We start from the raw sequence: 16,309 nt of genomic DNA on the forward strand, positions 1-16,309 counted from the left end.
TCTCCCCATCGATCCGCAGGCTTCCCGGGTGCGGCTTTGCCCCTCACCCTAACCGTCTCCCCGCATGCGGGGAGAGGGTTCTTTGGCTACTAGCCTCCTCCGCCAGCAAAAAGCAGGCCGTTGCGGCATGTCCCTTCTCCCCATCAGAACGCGAAGAAGGTGCCCGCAGGCGGATGAGGGGCAATCGTCCGCTCTCATCACCTTTACCGCTTCTGCCCCACATGCCGCCCGGCGCCCCCCGGCACCTCGAGCCTCGCATGCTCTTCCGCGATCGGCTTGAGCTTCGCCAGCACCTCCTCCGGTGCCGGCACCGACCTGCCGGCCTTGGCGTCGACATGCAGCATCATCTGCTCGGCGGTGGCGATCACGTCCCCCGAGGCGGAATCGTGGATCCGCGTGAAGAAGTGGATGCGCTTTTCGTCGGAGGCGAGAATTTGCAGGGTCGTATAAAGCGCCTGGCCGAGCTTCGCCTCGCCGAGATGGCGGATATGCGTCTCCACCGTGTAGTAGCTGTGGCCGGCCTCGACATAGGCGAAGTCGACGCCGATCAACCTCAGCAGCGCATCCGACGTATCGCCGAAGAGCTGCAGATAGCGATGCTCGGTCATGTGGCCGTTATAGTCGACCCAGGCGGCATTGACCTTGGTTTCGACGAGGCGCAGCGGTGTGGAGGCGTCATAGGTCTTCGACTGATTGCCGCCATTTGCCCAGAGGCGCTTCTCGAAATCGGCAAGCAGCTTGCCAGCGCCCCAGCCTTCACCGCCATTGCCGGCTTTCAGCGCCTGCATGATGCCGACGAGGTTTTCGTCGCGGATGCGTTCCAGTTCGCGGATCGAGCGGCCGGCGGCCTGGGCGTCGGACTGCGCGCCGATCTTCTCGACAAGCGCGTCGTCGAGATCGACGACATCGGTGAACTTCGTCCAGGGCCATTTGAGGCAGGGGCCGAACTGGGCGAGGAAGTGGCGCATGCCGGCTTCGCCGCCGGCGATGCGATAGGTCTCGAATAAGCCCATCTGCGCCCAGCGCATGCCGAAGGAATAGCGCATCACGTCGTCGAGCGTCTCGGTGTCGCAGATGTCGTCCTGGATCAGCCAGAGTGCCTCGCGCCAGAGCGCCTCGAGCAGGCGGTCGCCGACGAAGGCCTCGATCTCCTTGGCGATGATGACGCCCTTCATGCCGATTTCGGCGACCGCTTCCTCGGCGCGCCTGATCGTCTCGGGCGAGGTCTTCCTGCCGCCGACGAGCTCGACCAGTGGTAGCAGGTAGACCGGGTTATAAGGGTGGGCGACGAACATGCGCTCGGGATGCTTCATCTCGGCCTGGAGGTCGGACGGCAGCAGGCCCGAGGTCGATGAGCCGATCAACGCGTCGGGGCGGGCGGCCGCGTCGATCTCGGTGATGACGCCGCGCTTCAGCGGCAGCCGTTCGGGCACGCTTTCCTGAATCCAGTCAACGTCGTGAACGGCTTCCTCAATGCTCTTGCAGAACGTGAGTTTGCCGCGCGGCGGCAGCGGCGCCATGGTCAGCATGCCATAGGCGCGCTCTGCATTGGCCATGACCTCGCCGATGATGCGCTCGGCTTCCGGATGCCGATCGAAAATGTTGACGTCGATGCCGGCGAGCGCGAAACGCGCCGCCCAGGCCCCGCCGATGACGCCGCCGCCGACACAGGCGGCCTTGGTGATGGTGGTCATGTCCTCTCCATCCAACTGTTCCGTGGGAACCCCTCCCGGCCCTTCGGGCCACCCTCCCCACAAGGAGGAGGGGTGGGCGACGCCCGATCCTCTCTGTCCCTCTCCAACTGCCCACCTGTCTCTTCGGTTTTTCCTGAAGCGGGCATCTCAGCCGAAGCTGACGCCTCTTTCGGGGAACCGACGTTTGCCGCAGGTTAAGCCCTCCCCCTTGTGGGGAGGGTGGGGAGGGGTCTTGTCACCGCTTCGTCAGCTTCAGCTTCTCGCGGACCTCCTTGGGTCCGATGATCTTCGCACCCATGCCCTCGATCACCGACACAGCCTTTTCGACGAGCTGGCCGTTCGTCGCGAGCTGGCCTTTGCCGACATAGAGGTTGTCCTCCAGCCCGACGCGGACATTGCCGCCGGCAAGGATCGCCGCGGCCGGATAGGCGAGCGCGTTTCGGCCGATCGAGAAGGCGGAGAAGGTCCAGTTTGACGGCACGTTGTTGACCATCGCCATGAAGGTGTTGAGGTCGTCCGGTGCGCCCCAGGGAATGCCCATGCAGAGCTGGATCAGCACCGGGTCCTCGATCAGGCCCTCCTCGACGAGCTGCTTGGCGAACCACAGGTGCCCGGTGTCGAAGGCCTCGATCTCGGGGCGTACGCCGAGGGCGGTCATCTGCCGTGCCATCTCGCGCAGCATCGACGGCGTGTTGGTCATCACGTAGTCGCCGAGCGAGAAATTCATCGTGCCGCAGTCGAGGGTGCAGATCTCCGGCCGGCATTCGGCCACATGGGCGACGCGTTCGGTGGCGCCAGCCATGTCGGTGCCTTTCTCGTTGAGCGGGAGAGGGCTTTCGACATGGCCGAAGATAAGGTCTCCGCCCATGCCGGCCGTCAGGTTGAGAACGATGTCGATCTCGGCGGAGCGGATGCGGTCGGTCACCTCCCTGTAGAGGTCGAGGCGGCGGGCCGGGGCGCCGGTCTCCGGATCACGGACATGGCAATGGACGATCGCGGCACCCGCCTTGGCCGCTTCGACGGCCGCTTCGGCGATCTGTTTCGGCGTGATCGGAACGTGGCTGGATTTCGAAACGGTGTCTCCGGAGCCAGTGACGGCGCAGGTGACGAAAACCTCGCGGTTCATGCTGAGCGGCATGGCTGTCTCCCTTTTCGTTGGACCCATTACGAGCCAGAAACGGTGAGGCTGCTTTCCATAAGTGGAATGATCCTATACATTGTCGGCAACAGGCGGAGGAAGTTTCGCGATGGATGCCGTCGTTTCGCAGGCGCAGCATATCGATTTGCTCATCCTGCCGGAGACGAACCTGATTCTCGTCGCCTCGGTCGTCGAGCCTTTGCGTGCCGCCAATCGCATCGCCGGACGAACCCTCTACAGCTGGACGATGTTCAGTCCGGACGGCGAAGCGATCGAGACGAAAAGCGGTATCCCGATTCCGGTGTCCGGCCCCTTCCGGCCGCAACGCGAAACGGCGCCGCTCTTCGTGCTGTCGAGCTACAACTGGCGGCGCAGCGCCACGTCGCAGCTCAAGATGCTGCTGTCGCAGACGGCCCGGCACCGGGAGGCGATGGCGGGAATCGAATCCGGCTCCTGGCTGCTGGCGGAGACGAGCCTGCTCGACGATTTTTCCGCCACCACCCACTGGGAAGACTTCGAGGATTTCGCCAGCGCCTATCCGCAGGTGACGATGGCTCGCGAGCGGTTCGTCATCGATGGCAAGCGAATCACCACCGGCGGCTCGCTGCCGACGCTCGATCTGATGCTGGAACTGATCCGGCGCGCGCATGGCTATTCGCTGGCGCTCGAAGTCTCGCGTCTCTTCATCTACGAGCAGGAACGCACGCGCGGCGACCTATTACAGGTGCCGGCGATCGGCAATATGCGCATCCTTGATGCGCGGGTCGGTGCGGCGGTCAAGCTGATGGAGGAGACGGTCGAGGCGCCGTTGACGCTTGCGAGGCTTGCGCGCCGGGTCGGCGTCAGCGCCCGCCACCTGCAGGACCTCTTCAGGGACACCATGGGCGTGGCGCCGCACGAACACTATCTGGCGCTGCGGCTCAATGCAGCGCGCCGCAAGGTGATCGAGACGCGGATGGAGTTCGCCGACATCGCGGCAATTTCCGGCTTCAACTCGTCGTCGTCTTTCTCCCGCAGCTATCGCGCCCACTACCGCGAGAGCCCGAGCGAGACACGCCGGCGGCTGAAGCTCAAGAGTTGATTCAACGCCTTCATAGGGCGATTCAGCAGGTGTCGTTTTGATGAATCGAATCAGCGACCTATCGCCGGCTTGTGGGAAGCTGATTCAGGCACACGCCGCCCTGCGGCACAAGAATGAGGGAGACGACCATGCGCGACACGGGACTGGAGGAATTGGTAAGGCAAGAACTCGGCGACCGGCCGGGGCTTTCCGAAAAGCCGATGTTCGGCGGCCTGGCTTTTCTCGTGAACGGCAATCTCGTCTGCGGCGCGCGCGAGGACGGGATGCTGGTCCGGCTCGGCAAGGGCAATGATGGCTGGGCGCTGGCGCTGCCGGGTATTGCCCAGATGGTGATGGGCGAGCGGAGGATGCAAGGCTGGGTGCGTGCCGCCGCCGAGGCCTATGGCAACGACGCGCTGCGGATGCGCCTGCTCGATGCGGCGCTCGGCTACGTGCTCTCGCTGCCACCGAAGTGAAAGCTCGCGGAGTTCCTTCTCATCTGCTACCGGAGCAGGATGCCAGTAGCTCAGACGACCGTCTCGCCGCCGTCGACCACAAGGACCTGGCCGGTCATATAGGAGGACCGGTCGGAGACAAGGAAGAGGATCGCTTCGGCGATCTCGTCGACGTTTGCCCACCGTCCGAGCGGCACCTTCTCGCGGATATAGGCTTCGATGGCGCCCCGACCGCCCATCTGAGTGATGAAAGGTTCGTTGAACGGCGTGTCGACCCAGCCGGGGCAGAGTGCGTTTATTCGCACACCGTATTTCGCGTAGTCGCCGGCCATCTGCCGCGTCATGGCGATGACGGCGTGCTTTGTCGTGGTGTAGGCGATCATCTCACGGTCGTAGAGAACGCCGGAAGAGGACGAGGTGTTGACGATCACGCCGCGCCCCGCCGCCCTCATCGACGGCATGACGAGGCGAGCCGCCATGAAGTGGGCGCGAACGTTCAGGTTCCACGAGCGATCGAAACCCGCCACCTCGACCTGTTCCAGATCTCCGGCCACCTGGGCGCCGGCATGATTGTGCAGAATATCGATGCGGCCATGCCGCCGAAGCACCTCGGCAATGCCGTTCGACAGCGCGGCGTCGTCGGTGACGTCGATGGCTAGAGGTTCGGCGCTACCGCCCTTGGCGGCGATAGATGTCACGGTCTCTTCCGAAGCCTTCGCGCTACGGTCGACGACCACCACATGGGCGCCTTCGCGCGCCATGATGGCGGCACCCGCCTGACCGATCCCGGAGCCGCCGCCGGTCACGATCGCGATCCGGTCTTTCAGGATCATGGTTTCACTCCCCGGATTTGCTTTTCGTCTCGCGCATCAGCACGCGCGCAGTCAGGATCAGGAGAAGCGACGCGACGAGAACCAAGGTTGCGATCGCATTGATCTCCGGCGTCACGCCGCGACGGATCGAGGCGAAGACATAGATAGGTAAGGTGGTCTTCGAGCCTGCGACGAAGAAGGCGATGATGAAATCGTCGAAGGAGAAGGTGAAGGCGAGCAGGAAGCCGGCAAGAATCGAGGGAAGGATCTGCGGCAGCACAATCAGCCGGAAGGTGGTGAGCGGCGTCGCGTAGAGATCGCTGGACGCCTCGACGATGTCACGGCCGAGACTGGCGATCCGCGCCTTCACGATCATGGCGACGAGTGCCATCGAGAACAGCCCATGGGCGGCGATGATAGAGCCGTAGCCAAGACCGAGCTGTGGCGGGTGATCGCCCGGCCAGATCATCGCGAGCGCTGGATTCACGAAGGAGAAGACGGCGACCAGCGCCACGAGCGTGGCGATACCGATGACGACACCCGGAACGACGATGGCAGCGGCGAAGAGGGCATCGAAGAAGGCTCGCATGCGCGGCCCGAGGCGCTCCATGCCAAGCGCCGCCATGGTCCCGAAGACCGCCGCAAGCGTAGCGCTGGTGAAGGCGATCATCAGACTGTTCTGCAGTGCTGAAACCAGGAAGGTGTTGCTGAGAGCCTTGCCGTACCAGGCAGCGGAGAAGCCGGTGAACTCGCTCGCATTGCGCCCCGCATTGAAGGAGAACAGAACGACGAGCGCGATCGGCGCATAGAGGAAGAGATAGACGGAGGAGACGAGAGCACGCATCAGACGAGATCCACCTGTCTTGTTCCGGCGACCTTCCAGGCGATGCGCATCGCCACCATGAGCACGACGACGACGACGGCGACCAGCGTGACGGCGATCGCCGAGCCGAAGGGCCAGTTGCGTGATTGCAGGAAGAGATCGACCAGCGCGTTGCCGATGAAGAAGACCTTGCCGCCGCCGAGAAGCTGCGGGATCAGATATTCGCCGAGGAGCAGGATCGTCACCAGCGCGACATCGGTCATGACGCCCGGGAGCGACAGCGGCAGGGTGACGCCGAAGAAGCTGGAAACCGGCTTGGCGCCAAGGTCGGCGGAAGCCTCCAGAAGCCGCCGGTCGAGTTTCTCGAGGCTCACATAAATCGGCATGATCATCAGCGGCAGGTAGCCGTAGACGATTCCGAGCAGCACGGCGCCGGGCGTGTTGAGCATCCGCACGTCCTCGATGCCGATCATCGCGAGCAGATTGGGAATGCCGCGCGAGCCGAGGATATACATCCAGGCATAGGTGCGCACCAGCAGGCTCGTCCAGAACGGCACGACGACCAGCGAGACGAGGATCAGGCGATAGCGCGGATTTGCCCTGACGGCGAGGTAGTAGGCGACAGGATAGGCCACCAGCAGGCAGAGCAGGGCGCCGGCTGGCGCAAGCATCAGCGTGTTCCAGAAGGCTGCGGCGCGTGTCGGCAGGTTTGCGAACTGGGCGAAGGTGAAAGCCGCCTGATAGCCGCCTTCCGGCGCCCGCTCGCAGAAAGCGAAGACGAGCATGGCGATGAATGGGAGAACGAGGAAGACGCAGAGCCACGCCGCCGCCGGCGCTACCAGCGCCGCCGTCACCAGGTTCCTCTTCGTGTTCTTTGCCGCACGCATGGTCAGTCCGTTGAAACGTGTATTGAACTGGGCCCTCATCCGGCCCGCCGGCCAGTCGCTCTCCCCTTCGAACGGGGAGAGGGAACCCGCGGCGCCCGTCCCCTCTCCCGCTGGCGGGGAAGGCCAGGGTGAGGGGCGAACTTTCGACATCACGCCGACTTGAAACGCGCCATCAGCTCGGCGCGCCCGGGATCGGTCAGCGTCACGGCGGCGCCGAATTCGAGCGGAGTGAGTGCCGCTTCGTCCGGATAGACGATCTTGTTCGAGGTGACGTCGGCCGGCAGCAGTTTCAGGACGCGGCTGTCCGTCGTCGGCGCGCCGTTGGCGATGTGCTCCTTGACGGCGTTTTCCGGCGTCATCAGGTAGTTGAGCAAGGCATAGCCGGCAGCCTTGTTGGCGGCGCTCTTCGGGATCGCGTAGAAATCCGACCAGATCTCGCCGCCATCCTTGCCGAGCACGAACTGGATTTCCGGCATGTCGCGGTTGAGCTGCGCACCGTCATTGGTCCAGCACATGGTCATCCAGGCGTCGGTCGCCCGCATCGATGGCTGGTAATCGCTGTTGATCGCATAAAGATGCGGCTTCACCTTGATCAGCAGTTCCTCGGCTTTGGCAAGTTCGTCCGGCTTCACGGAGTTGAAGGAGTAGCCGAGCGAGACGAGCGCATTGCCGATGGTGGTGAGTTGGTAGTCATGCACCATGGCGCGACCGTCTGCCTCGGCCATCGCTACCTCGAAGAACTCCTTCCAGCTCGTGACCGGCTTTTTGATCTTGGCGCTGTTCACGGCAATGCCGGTCGTGCCCCAGTTCTTCGGCACCGCATAGGTCTTGCCGTCGATGACGCCTTCATTGGTGAAGCGGGCGTTTTCCGTCGAGGCGTCGTAGTTCGGCAGCTTCGACAGGTCGAGTTCATCAATGAGGCCGAGCTTTGCATAGGTCGAAATCGTGTAATTGGTCGGGACGAAGAGGTCCCAACCGGTGCCGCCTGCCTGCAGCTTCGCCAGCATTTCCTCGTTCGAGCCGAAAACGTTGACTTCCACGGCGACGCCGGTTGCGGCCTTGAAGGCTTCGAAGGTGGCGGGATCATGATAGTTCGGCCAGGTCGCGAGCGACATCTGCGTGCCGAGGTCTTCGGCGAAAGCCGTCGCGTTGAAGAGGCCGGGCGCGCGCGCCAGCACGGCAGTGGCAAGTCCGAGGCCGGTGACGCCGAGAAAATGGCGGCGGGTCACCGAGCCGCGTTTCAGGCGCATCAGCTCGTCCGCAAGCTTTTCCGCGGTTATCGGGGCATTCTCTCTGTACCACTTGGTCATGATGCTGTTCCCTTGTCGTTGGCATGCATTTGATGGCAGAGCGTCGGCCCGTTCAGGCCGGAAAGACATGCATTGCGTTCGGATCGAAGCGGAGTCCGATCCTTTCTCCAGGTTCCGCGAGGTCGGACTCATCCAGGCTGCGGCGGTCGGCGGTCACCAGAAAATCGCCAAGCCCGTCGACCTCGACGGAGTATTCGACCGATGAGCCGAGGAAAATGCGGTGGGTCACCGTGCCATGCAGCGTGGCGGTATCGTCACGCACAAGGCTTATCGATTCCGGACGGAACGCCACCATGGCCGCACCCGCGGTTCCATTGGCGCGCGCGGGCTTTGCCAAACCGACGCCGTTTGCCAGCCGCACCGCATTCGCGCCGGGCTCGATCGTCGCTGCGATGCGATTGGTCTTGCCGACGAAATCTGCGACGAAAAGATTCGCCGGGCGATCGTAAATTTCTTGCGGCGGCCCGATCTGGACCACTCGCCCGGCATTCATGACGCAGACGAGATCGCTCATCGACAGCGCCTCTTCCTGGTCGTGCGTGACGAGCATGAAGGTGATGCCGAGCTCGCGCTGGAGGCTCTGGAGTTCGATCTGCATCGCTGTGCGCAGCTTCTTGTCGAGCGCGGCAAGAGGCTCATCGAGGAGCAACACCTTCGGCTTGTTGACGATGGCGCGGGCAAGCGCCACGCGCTGTTGCTGTCCGCCCGACATCTCGTGAATGCGGCGCTTGCCGAAGCCGGCAAGGCGGACCATCTCCAGCGCCTCCCGGGCGCGGCGGCTGATTTCGGCCGCGGCAATGCGCGGGCGCATTTGCTTCAGCCCGTAGGCGACGTTCTGCTCGACATCAAGATGGGGGAACAGCGCGTATTGCTGGAAGACCATATTGACCGGGCGCCGATAGGCCGGCACGCCGTTCATCGGCTGGCCACCGATATAGACCATCCCCGCGCTTGGCTGTTCGAAGCCGCCGATCATTCGCAGGCAGGTGGTCTTGCCGCAGCCGGACGGGCCGAGCAAGGCGACGAAAGCCCCCTTGGGCACCCCGAGGCTGATATCCGACACCGCCGTCACGCTGCCATAGCGTTTGGCGACCGAACGGAATTCGATGTCGTTTGAATCGGATGTCACGTCTGTTCCCTGCGGCGCTATTATAGGAATCGGACGCGGTCCTTGCGCCTCGTGTTCCCACCGTCATTGCCAACAGCCTAGTCACGGGAAGCCGCGTCGGTATATACCCCGAGAGAGGTATTCTAACCGGAATTTGCTTGTGGAAGGAGTATACCCCGGTTAAGCCGTCCAAGTGGCAGCGCAGGGGACTGGGGAGGGCGGTTTGGGCGTCGACTTCGAGAAGCTTTTCCAAGCCCTGGCGCCGTTGATGAATGGTTCGGCGATGGGCGACGAGGCCGTCGGCAGTGCGTTCCGCCAGCTGATGTCGAGCCTGATGGCCTTCGACTATGTCGTCGTCTTTGCCTATCGTGGCAAGGAGCGTCCGCTCGATCTCTACAGTACTTTCGATGCCAAGGACCACGTGCTCTTCGTGAGCCTCTACCAGGCGGGTCCATACCTGCTCGATCCCTTCTATCATGCCGCCTGCGCGCCCCGACCTGGCGTGTGGCGGATGCGGGAGCTGGCGCCCGATCGCTTTTTCTCCAGCGAATATTACCGCACCTATTATGTGCAGACCGGGCTTGCGGAGGAGGTGGGTTTCTTCGTGCCGATCAGCGAACAGGTCACCGTCGTGCTATCGCTGATGCGGCGGGAGGCGACCGGGCCTTTCGGCGCAGCCGAGTTCGCCCTGCTCAAGAGGGCCGAGCCCTTGGTGGCCGCACTCGCTCGCCATCATTGGGCCGACCTCGACCACCGATTCGACGCGGCGCTCGCGAAAACCGGCCGCAGCCGCCGCAAGGCCTTGCATCCACCCGCGGACGGGGTCTGGCAACATCTCAACCTCACCGATCGAGAAGCGGCAATCATCGAACTGGTCCTGCAGGGGCATTCGTCGGAGTCGATCGGATTGAGGCTCGGCATCTCGACAGGGACCGTCAAAGTCCATCGTCGCAACGTCTATCGCAAGCTCGGAATTTCCTCGCAAACGCAGCTGCTGTCGCTCTACATCAAGAACCTCGGCCACTGACACCTGTCGGCAGCCGCTTTATTGGCAAGGCAAAAAAGGGCGCGCCAGCCGGCTGCGCCCTCTCTTTTCCATCGATTTCGAAGTCTCTCAGGCGTTGACAAGCGCCAGCTTGGCACGCGCGTCGAGAAGCTGTGCGCAGGCATTCGCCGCCTCTTCGCCCTTTGTGACGAAGTGGTCGCGGAAGAAGGCGATCAGCGGCTCGCTTTCCTGGAAGTTGTGCGGCGTCAACACTGCGGAGAGCACAGGCACATCCGTGTCGAGCTGGACGCGCATCATGCCGTCCAGCACGGTTCCGGCGACAAAGTCGTGGCGATAGATGCCGCCATCGACGACGAAGGCAGTGCCGAGGATCGCCGAATAGCGTCCGGTCTTTGCGAGCTTCTGCGCATGCAGCGGAATTTCCAGCGCTCCCGGCACGTCGAAGATCTCGACATCGGCCGCGTTGCCGCCGAGCTTCGACCACTGGGCGACGAAGGCGTCGGCGCACCGGTCGACGATATCGGCGTGCCAGCGGGCGCGGACGATGGCGATTTTGGTAGAAGGATGGGAAAGAATGGTCATGGTCTCAAGCCTTTCAGGGTTGGCGTTTGTTCCAATGATCCCGTCGGGCGAACATGCATGCACACAACCCCGCGAAGGGTTCGCACTGCTTGCTCTCTTCCATCCGGACTGTGACCGTCGGCTCCGGAATCTGACCGGATCTGCTGACCTTCAGGCGGCTCGCCTGAAGCGCTCGCGGGCTCCGACCATCGAATCTTTGGATCCGCCGATCGCTACCGCCGGTGGGGAATTTCACCCCGCCCTGAGAACGCGTGCGACTATATAGAGAGATCGGCGCCCGTCAAACGCAGGCTCCGACGAAAAAGCGAGAAATCACGACAGATTTTTCAGGCATTGTCCGGTCCGCGATAGTTCATTCCGGCAGCCTCGCTACTCGCGAATGACCAACAGGTCCTTGGCGGCGAAGCGCAAGCTGACATTCTCGCCGGCAACAGGTGGTGTAATGCCCGGATCGTTGAACATGTCGAACGAAATGACATCATCGCCAACCCGCAGCTTGGTCCGGATGACCGAGCCGAGGAAGCTCGTCGAGACGACTTCGCCAGGCAGCGAGGTATCGCCCTTGGAGCCCTCGGCGATCGATGCCGCTTCCGGCCGAAGCGCCAGCGAAATGCTGTCGCCGCCCTTCAGGCCGGCGATCGGCTCCTTCAGGGCAATCCGCTGTCCGCCGATGGTGACGGCACCGGTGGCGGGATCGGCAACCTTGCCTTCGATGATATTGAGCGTGCCGACGAAGGAAGCGACGAAGCGGGTCGCCGGCGTATTGTAGATCTCGAACGGCGTGCCGATCTGATCGGCGCGGCCGGCATTCATCACGACGATCCGGTCGGAGATCGACAGCGCCTCCTCCTGGTCGTGGGTGACGAACACCGTGGTGATACCGAGCTGCTGCTGGATCTGCCGGATCTCTTCACGCAGCGAGATGCGGATCTTCGCATCGAGTGCCGAGAGCGGCTCGTCGAGCAGCAGCACTTGCGGCTTCACGGCAAGCGCGCGGGCGAGCGCCACACGCTGCTGCTGGCCGCCGGACAGTTGATAGGGGAAGCGGTCCGCCAGGTGCTCGAGCTTGATGAGCCCGAGCATCTGCTTCACCCGTATGTCGATGTCCGTTTTGGAGGCGCCGGCGACCTTCAGGCCGAAGGCGACGTTGTCATGGACGTTCATGTTCGGGAACAGCGCATAGGCCTGGAACACCATGCCGATATTGCGCTGGTTAGGCTTCAGGGCACCTTGGTCCTTGCCGTTGATGACGACCGAGCCGCCGGATGGTGTCTCGAAACCGGCGATCATGCGCAGAATGGTGGTCTTGCCGCAGCCGGACGGGCCGAGGAAGGAGACGAATTCGCCCTTTTCGATCCCCATGTTGAAGTTGTGAACGACCTGAACCAGGCCGAAGGATTTCTGGATATTGGTCAGTGTCAGAAAAGCCATGTGATCAAGCCTTGGGCGAAGCGGATTTCTGGAAGCGGGAGACGAGCTGGATCAGCCCCATGCTCAGCCACGTGATTGCGAAAGCGATGACGGCGAGCGCCGAAGGCTCATAGGCCTTGTTGGCGCCGACGAGCTGCAGATAGGGACCGAAAGCCGGGCGGTTGAGCAGCGCCGCCATGGTGAATTCGCCCATGACGATGGCGAAGGTGATGAAGGCGCCGGAAAGCACGCCGCTCATCACATTCGGGAAGATGCAGCGGAAAAGGATCGTCGGCCATTTGGCGCCGAGGCTTTCTGCCGCCTCCGTCAGAGTCCTGACATCGATCGCCCGCATCGCCGTGTCGACGGCTCGGTACATGTAGGGAAGCGACAAGGTCATGTAGGAGAACATCAGCAGCGCGTTCGTGCCGGAGGTCGAGCCGGTGAGCGGCAGGATCGACGAGGAATTGTAGAGCCTCAGATAGCCGAAGACGATGACGATCGCGGGAATGACGAGCGGCAGCAGCGTGACGAATTCGACGATCGGGCGCACCTGCGGCAGGCGCAGCCGCACCCAGTAGGCCGTCGGCACCACGAGCAGCATGCCGAAGGCGATCGTCAGCACGGCCATCAGCATCGAATAGCCGAAGGTCTCGCGAAACTGGAGGTCGGCGAAAACCGATTCATAGGCATCGAAGGAATAGGCGCCGCGTCGCATGCGCAGCGAGAACTCCAGCGTGCCGAGCAGCGGAATGATGAAATAGCTGGCTCCGATGGCGATGGCGATCCAGGCGCCGAGGCGTTGTGCTTTCATTTCTGCCACCGTTCGGCGCGCATGCGCAGCCAGATATAGAGAATGTTGGAAATGCCGGTGATGACGATCATGCCGAGCGCGAGCGCGTAGCCGAGGTTCGGGTTGTGCAACACGTCGCCGCGGATCTGCGCGTAGAGCAGGATCGGCACGATGTTCAGCGAACTGCCAGTCAGCGCATAAGCCGTGGCGATGGCGCCGAAGGCATTGGCGAAGAGCAGGAGGGTCGTTCCGAGCAGGCTGGGCCACAGGATCGGCAGCGCCACCATGCGCCAATATTGCCAGGTGGAAGCGCCGAGGATTTCGGCCGCTTCGCGCCACTCCTTCTTGAGGCCGTCCAGCGCCGGGGTGAGGATCAGCACCATCAGCGGGATCTGGAAATACATATAGGTGATGGTGAGGCCGAAGAAGCTTAAGAGATTGAAGCCGGTTCCGTAGAGATTGAAGCCGAACCAGTCGCGCAGGAAGACGGTGACGAGCCCGGTGCGGCCGAGCGTCGAAAGAAACGCGAACGCCAGCGGCACCCCGGCGAAATTCGAGGCGACGCCGGAGAAGGTCAGCAGGCCGGAGCGAATCCAGTTCGGTACGCCGCCAAGCACGATCGCCCAGGCGAGGAAGAAGCCGATCAGCGCGCCGCCGAGCGAGGAGGCGACCGACACACGGATCGAGATCCAATAGGCGCTGAGGATCGTCGGCGTGAAGAGATCAGCGAGATTCTTGAAGGTGAAGGTTCCTTCGGGCGTCAGAAAGGCGCCGGTGACGAGATAGAGCGTCGGAACGATCAGGAACATCAGGGCGAAGATCGCAAACGGGGCTATCCCGAGCCAATCGATGACCGCTCGTTTGTTGATCAGGGGTGCGGTTGCTGTCGTCGTGGTCATGAAGGCTTCGATATTCCCGAGTCGAAGGAAACAGCCTCCCCGCCGATCGAGCGGGGAGGCATGGCAATGATTACTGAACGTTGGCGCCGACGACGCTGTCCCACTTGGTGGTGATCGCTTCCTTGCCCTTGGCCTGCTCGTCGAGCGTCGGGAAGACGGCCTTTTCATAGGCCGCTGCCGGCGGCAGCTTGTCGAGCATTTCCTGCGGGATCTTGCCATTCTTGGCGAGATCGTTGAAGCGGATCGGGTGGCAATAGCCCTTCAGCCAACCGAGCTGGCCTTCGTCCGAGTAGAGATATTCCATCCACAGCTTGGCGGCATTCGGATGCGGAGCGAAGGCCGAGATCGCTTGCACATAGACGCCGGCGACGACGCCGGAGGCCGGAACGACGACTTCGACCGGCGGGTTGCCGTTCAGGCTGTCGCGCCAGGAGAGGCCGTTATAGTCCCAGGCGATGATGATCGGAGTCGAGCCCTGTGCGAGCGAAGCGGACTTGCCGATGACCGGAACGAAATTGCCGGCCTTGTTGACTTCCGCGAAGAAGGCGAGGCCTGCTTCACCGGCCTTGGCCGCATCCTTTTCGCCAGCGGCGAGACCAGCGGCGTAGACGGCCTGCACGGCCTGGTTCGAAGCGCGCGGATCGCCGGCGAGAGCGACCGCGTTCGCGTAGTCCGACTTCTTGAGATCGGCCCAGTCCTTCGGCACTTCCTTGACGATATCGGTGTTCACGATGAAGGAGAGAACACCGTAGTAGTCGCCGTACCAGAAGCCTTCCGGATCCTTGGCGCTGTCCGGGATCGTATCCCAAGTCGAGACCTTGTAGGGCTGGATCAGGCCTTCGGCCTTGGCAGAGGGGCCGAAGGACAGGCCGACATCGATCACGTCGGGCGCCTGCGGGCCGGTATTGCCCTTGTTGGCCTTGATGGCTTCGATCTCGTCGCCGGAGCCGGCGTCCGGGTTCAGTTCGTTGACCTCGATGCCGTACTTCGCCTTGAAGCCGGCGATGACATCGCCGTATCCGCACCAGGTGTGCGGCAGCGCGATGGTTGTGAGCGTGCCTTCCTTCTTGGCGGCGGCGATAAGCTCTTCGCTCGGCTCGGCAGCGGCCACGGCCGTGGTTGCCAGCAAAATGGCGGTCGAGAGCGAGAGCAGGCGTTGAGTCTTTGAAATCACTGGCGTTCTCCTTATCGGTTTTCAGTCAATTTCGGCGATGCTGTTAAAGCGGCGCGATGAAACTTGTGTGACAGGCCATTTTCCCGTTTGCGGCGAGAAGGCCGCCTCGGGAGGCGGGTGTTCCAAGCGGTGCACGGCGCGCCTTGCACCTCCACTTCTTCCTCCGGACATTCAGTCTTCGACCGGCACCTCCTAACCTGGCTTGCGAAAGATGCGGGTCGAATCGAAGAGGCCCTCGAGCGTTTTCATTCGATCCCTCGTCTCGTCCCAATTCGAGCTTTGCACCGCCTCGATCAACGCCTCTACGAGAAACAGCAGCATGACCGAGCTGTCCCAGGCTGAGGGCACCTCGATCTGGGCGCGGAAGACCTTGGAGGCGGACTTGGCGACGGGCGAACCCCATTGGTCGGTGAAGAGGATGATCTCGACGCCGCGGCTGCGCGCGGAACGGGCGAGGGTCTCCATTTCCTGTTCATAGCGGCGGATATCGAACAGGATGAGGACGTCGCCCTGTTTCATGTCGAGGACGTAGTGCGGCCAGGAACTCGGATTGGCAGCGATCTGCGTGACGCCGGTTCGGATGACCTGGAGATGGGTGAAGAGATAGTCCGCCATCGAGCGGGTGATACGGCCCCCGACGAGATAGATATTCCGCTTCCGATCGGCGATGAAGGCAGCCGCCTGATCGAATTCGCCGGGCTCAATCTGCGAAAGCGTCTGGCGCATGTTGCCCATGATGGCATCGGCGAAGCGGTTGAGGATGTGGGTGCCCGGTGCGCTCGCTGCCCAGCGATCGTGCTTGGCGATCGGATTGGAGATCGTCGCCTCCAATTCCTGGTGGAGCCTTGACTGAAAATCGGGAAAGCCGCGGAAACCGAGCTTCTGAACCATGCGCGCCACCGTCGGCGTCGAAACGCCGGCGTTCTCGGCGACCGTGGTGATCGAGCCGAGCCCGGAGACCGGATAGTTGTCGAGAAGTGTCTCCGCCAAACGCTTCTCGGCGCGCGTCAGCGCCGCGAAATGTGCGTTGATCACATCCGACACCGTCATGGATGCCGTGTTGCCGTTCAATATCATGCCCCTCAGCCGGTCTTTGCCAGCTTGAAGGAAATTAAACATCGTCGGCGCAATCGGAGTCAATCAAAATCTGAAGAGATC

Annotated in this window: 16 protein-coding genes and 1 riboswitch; of the genes, 3 read left to right on the forward strand and 13 right to left on the reverse strand. The window is 62.7% G+C overall.

What is annotated here, in order from left to right:
- Positions 1 to 203: 203 nt before the first annotated feature.
- Both ATC00_RS07725 and ATC00_RS07730 read right to left on the reverse strand, forming a co-directional pair.
- Positions 204 to 1,694 (reverse strand): carnitine 3-dehydrogenase, encoded by a 1,491-nt coding sequence (locus ATC00_RS07725; protein WP_064252444.1) that lies wholly within the window; start codon positions 1,692 to 1,694, stop codon positions 204 to 206.
- 235 nt (positions 1,695 to 1,929) lie between these two features.
- Complete coding sequence (locus ATC00_RS07730) at positions 1,930 to 2,832, reverse strand: beta-keto acid cleavage family enzyme (protein WP_064252445.1); 903 nt, start codon at positions 2,830 to 2,832, stop codon at positions 1,930 to 1,932.
- A gap of 109 nt (positions 2,833 to 2,941) precedes the next feature.
- On the opposite strand from ATC00_RS07730, the gene ATC00_RS07735 reads away from it, so the two are divergent.
- Together ATC00_RS07735 and ATC00_RS07740 are read left to right on the forward strand one after the other, a co-directional pair.
- The gene (locus ATC00_RS07735) at positions 2,942 to 3,913 is read left to right on the forward strand and encodes a GlxA family transcriptional regulator (RefSeq protein ID WP_037387068.1); all 972 of its coding nucleotides are present in this window, start codon (positions 2,942 to 2,944) and stop codon (positions 3,911 to 3,913) included.
- A gap of 128 nt (positions 3,914 to 4,041) precedes the next feature.
- The gene (locus tag ATC00_RS07740; RefSeq protein ID WP_037387064.1) at positions 4,042 to 4,368 is read left to right on the forward strand and encodes a TfoX/Sxy family protein; all 327 of its coding nucleotides are present in this window, start codon (positions 4,042 to 4,044) and stop codon (positions 4,366 to 4,368) included.
- A gap of 50 nt (positions 4,369 to 4,418) precedes the next feature.
- On the opposite strand, the gene ATC00_RS07745 is transcribed toward ATC00_RS07740, so the two are convergent.
- From ATC00_RS07745 to ATC00_RS07765, 5 genes are all read right to left on the reverse strand, one after another.
- Positions 4,419 to 5,180, reverse strand: coding sequence for an SDR family NAD(P)-dependent oxidoreductase (locus tag ATC00_RS07745; protein ID WP_064252446.1), 762 nt, complete (start codon positions 5,178 to 5,180; stop codon positions 4,419 to 4,421).
- 4 nt (positions 5,181 to 5,184) lie between these two features.
- Positions 5,185 to 6,003, reverse strand: a complete 819-nt coding sequence (locus ATC00_RS07750; protein WP_037387060.1) for an ABC transporter permease — start codon at positions 6,001 to 6,003, stop codon at positions 5,185 to 5,187.
- Entirely contained in the window at positions 6,003 to 6,869 is an 867-nt protein-coding gene (locus tag ATC00_RS07755) for an ABC transporter permease (protein WP_064252516.1), read from the reverse strand. The genes ATC00_RS07750 and ATC00_RS07755 overlap by 1 nt, the downstream gene beginning before the upstream one ends.
- A 149-nt stretch (positions 6,870 to 7,018) precedes the next feature.
- Positions 7,019 to 8,179: a polyamine ABC transporter substrate-binding protein gene (locus ATC00_RS07760; RefSeq protein ID WP_037387058.1), complete on the reverse strand. Its 1,161-nt coding sequence runs from the start codon at positions 8,177 to 8,179 to the stop codon at positions 7,019 to 7,021.
- Between the two features lie 52 nt (positions 8,180 to 8,231).
- On the reverse strand, positions 8,232 to 9,308 hold the full coding sequence (locus tag ATC00_RS07765; protein WP_064252447.1) for an ABC transporter ATP-binding protein: 1,077 nt from the start codon (positions 9,306 to 9,308) through the stop codon (positions 8,232 to 8,234).
- A gap of 262 nt (positions 9,309 to 9,570) precedes the next feature.
- On the opposite strand from ATC00_RS07765, the gene ATC00_RS07770 reads away from it, so the two are divergent.
- Positions 9,571 to 10,314, forward strand: a complete 744-nt coding sequence (locus ATC00_RS07770; RefSeq protein ID WP_412458381.1) for a helix-turn-helix transcriptional regulator — start codon at positions 9,571 to 9,573, stop codon at positions 10,312 to 10,314.
- Between the two features lie 87 nt (positions 10,315 to 10,401).
- On the opposite strand, the gene ATC00_RS07775 is transcribed toward ATC00_RS07770, so the two are convergent.
- The 6 genes from ATC00_RS07775 to ATC00_RS07800 all read right to left on the reverse strand — a co-directional run bounded on the left by ATC00_RS07775 (position 10,402) and on the right by ATC00_RS07800 (position 16,222).
- On the reverse strand, positions 10,402 to 10,875 hold the full coding sequence (locus tag ATC00_RS07775) for a 6,7-dimethyl-8-ribityllumazine synthase (RefSeq protein WP_064252449.1): 474 nt from the start codon (positions 10,873 to 10,875) through the stop codon (positions 10,402 to 10,404).
- Positions 10,876 to 10,962: 87 nt separating this feature from the next.
- Positions 10,963 to 11,128: riboswitch (FMN riboswitch) on the reverse strand.
- Between the two features lie 116 nt (positions 11,129 to 11,244).
- A complete protein-coding gene (locus ATC00_RS07780) occupies positions 11,245 to 12,306 on the reverse strand; it encodes an ABC transporter ATP-binding protein (protein ID WP_064252450.1) in 1,062 nt (353 codons plus the stop codon).
- A gap of 4 nt (positions 12,307 to 12,310) precedes the next feature.
- Positions 12,311 to 13,099, reverse strand: a complete 789-nt coding sequence (locus tag ATC00_RS07785) for an ABC transporter permease (RefSeq protein ID WP_037387048.1) — start codon at positions 13,097 to 13,099, stop codon at positions 12,311 to 12,313.
- A complete protein-coding gene (locus ATC00_RS07790; RefSeq protein ID WP_037387045.1) occupies positions 13,096 to 13,977 on the reverse strand; it encodes an ABC transporter permease in 882 nt (293 codons plus the stop codon). The genes ATC00_RS07785 and ATC00_RS07790 overlap by 4 nt, the downstream gene beginning before the upstream one ends.
- A gap of 70 nt (positions 13,978 to 14,047) precedes the next feature.
- Complete coding sequence (locus ATC00_RS07795) at positions 14,048 to 15,151, reverse strand: ABC transporter substrate-binding protein (protein WP_037387043.1); 1,104 nt, start codon at positions 15,149 to 15,151, stop codon at positions 14,048 to 14,050.
- A 192-nt stretch (positions 15,152 to 15,343) separates the two neighbouring features.
- Entirely contained in the window at positions 15,344 to 16,222 is an 879-nt protein-coding gene (locus ATC00_RS07800) for a MurR/RpiR family transcriptional regulator (protein WP_037387302.1), read from the reverse strand.
- Positions 16,223 to 16,309 lie beyond the last annotated feature (87 nt).

The organism is Sinorhizobium americanum, from assembly GCF_001651855.1.
GTDB lineage: Bacteria > Pseudomonadota > Alphaproteobacteria > Rhizobiales > Rhizobiaceae > Sinorhizobium > Sinorhizobium americanum.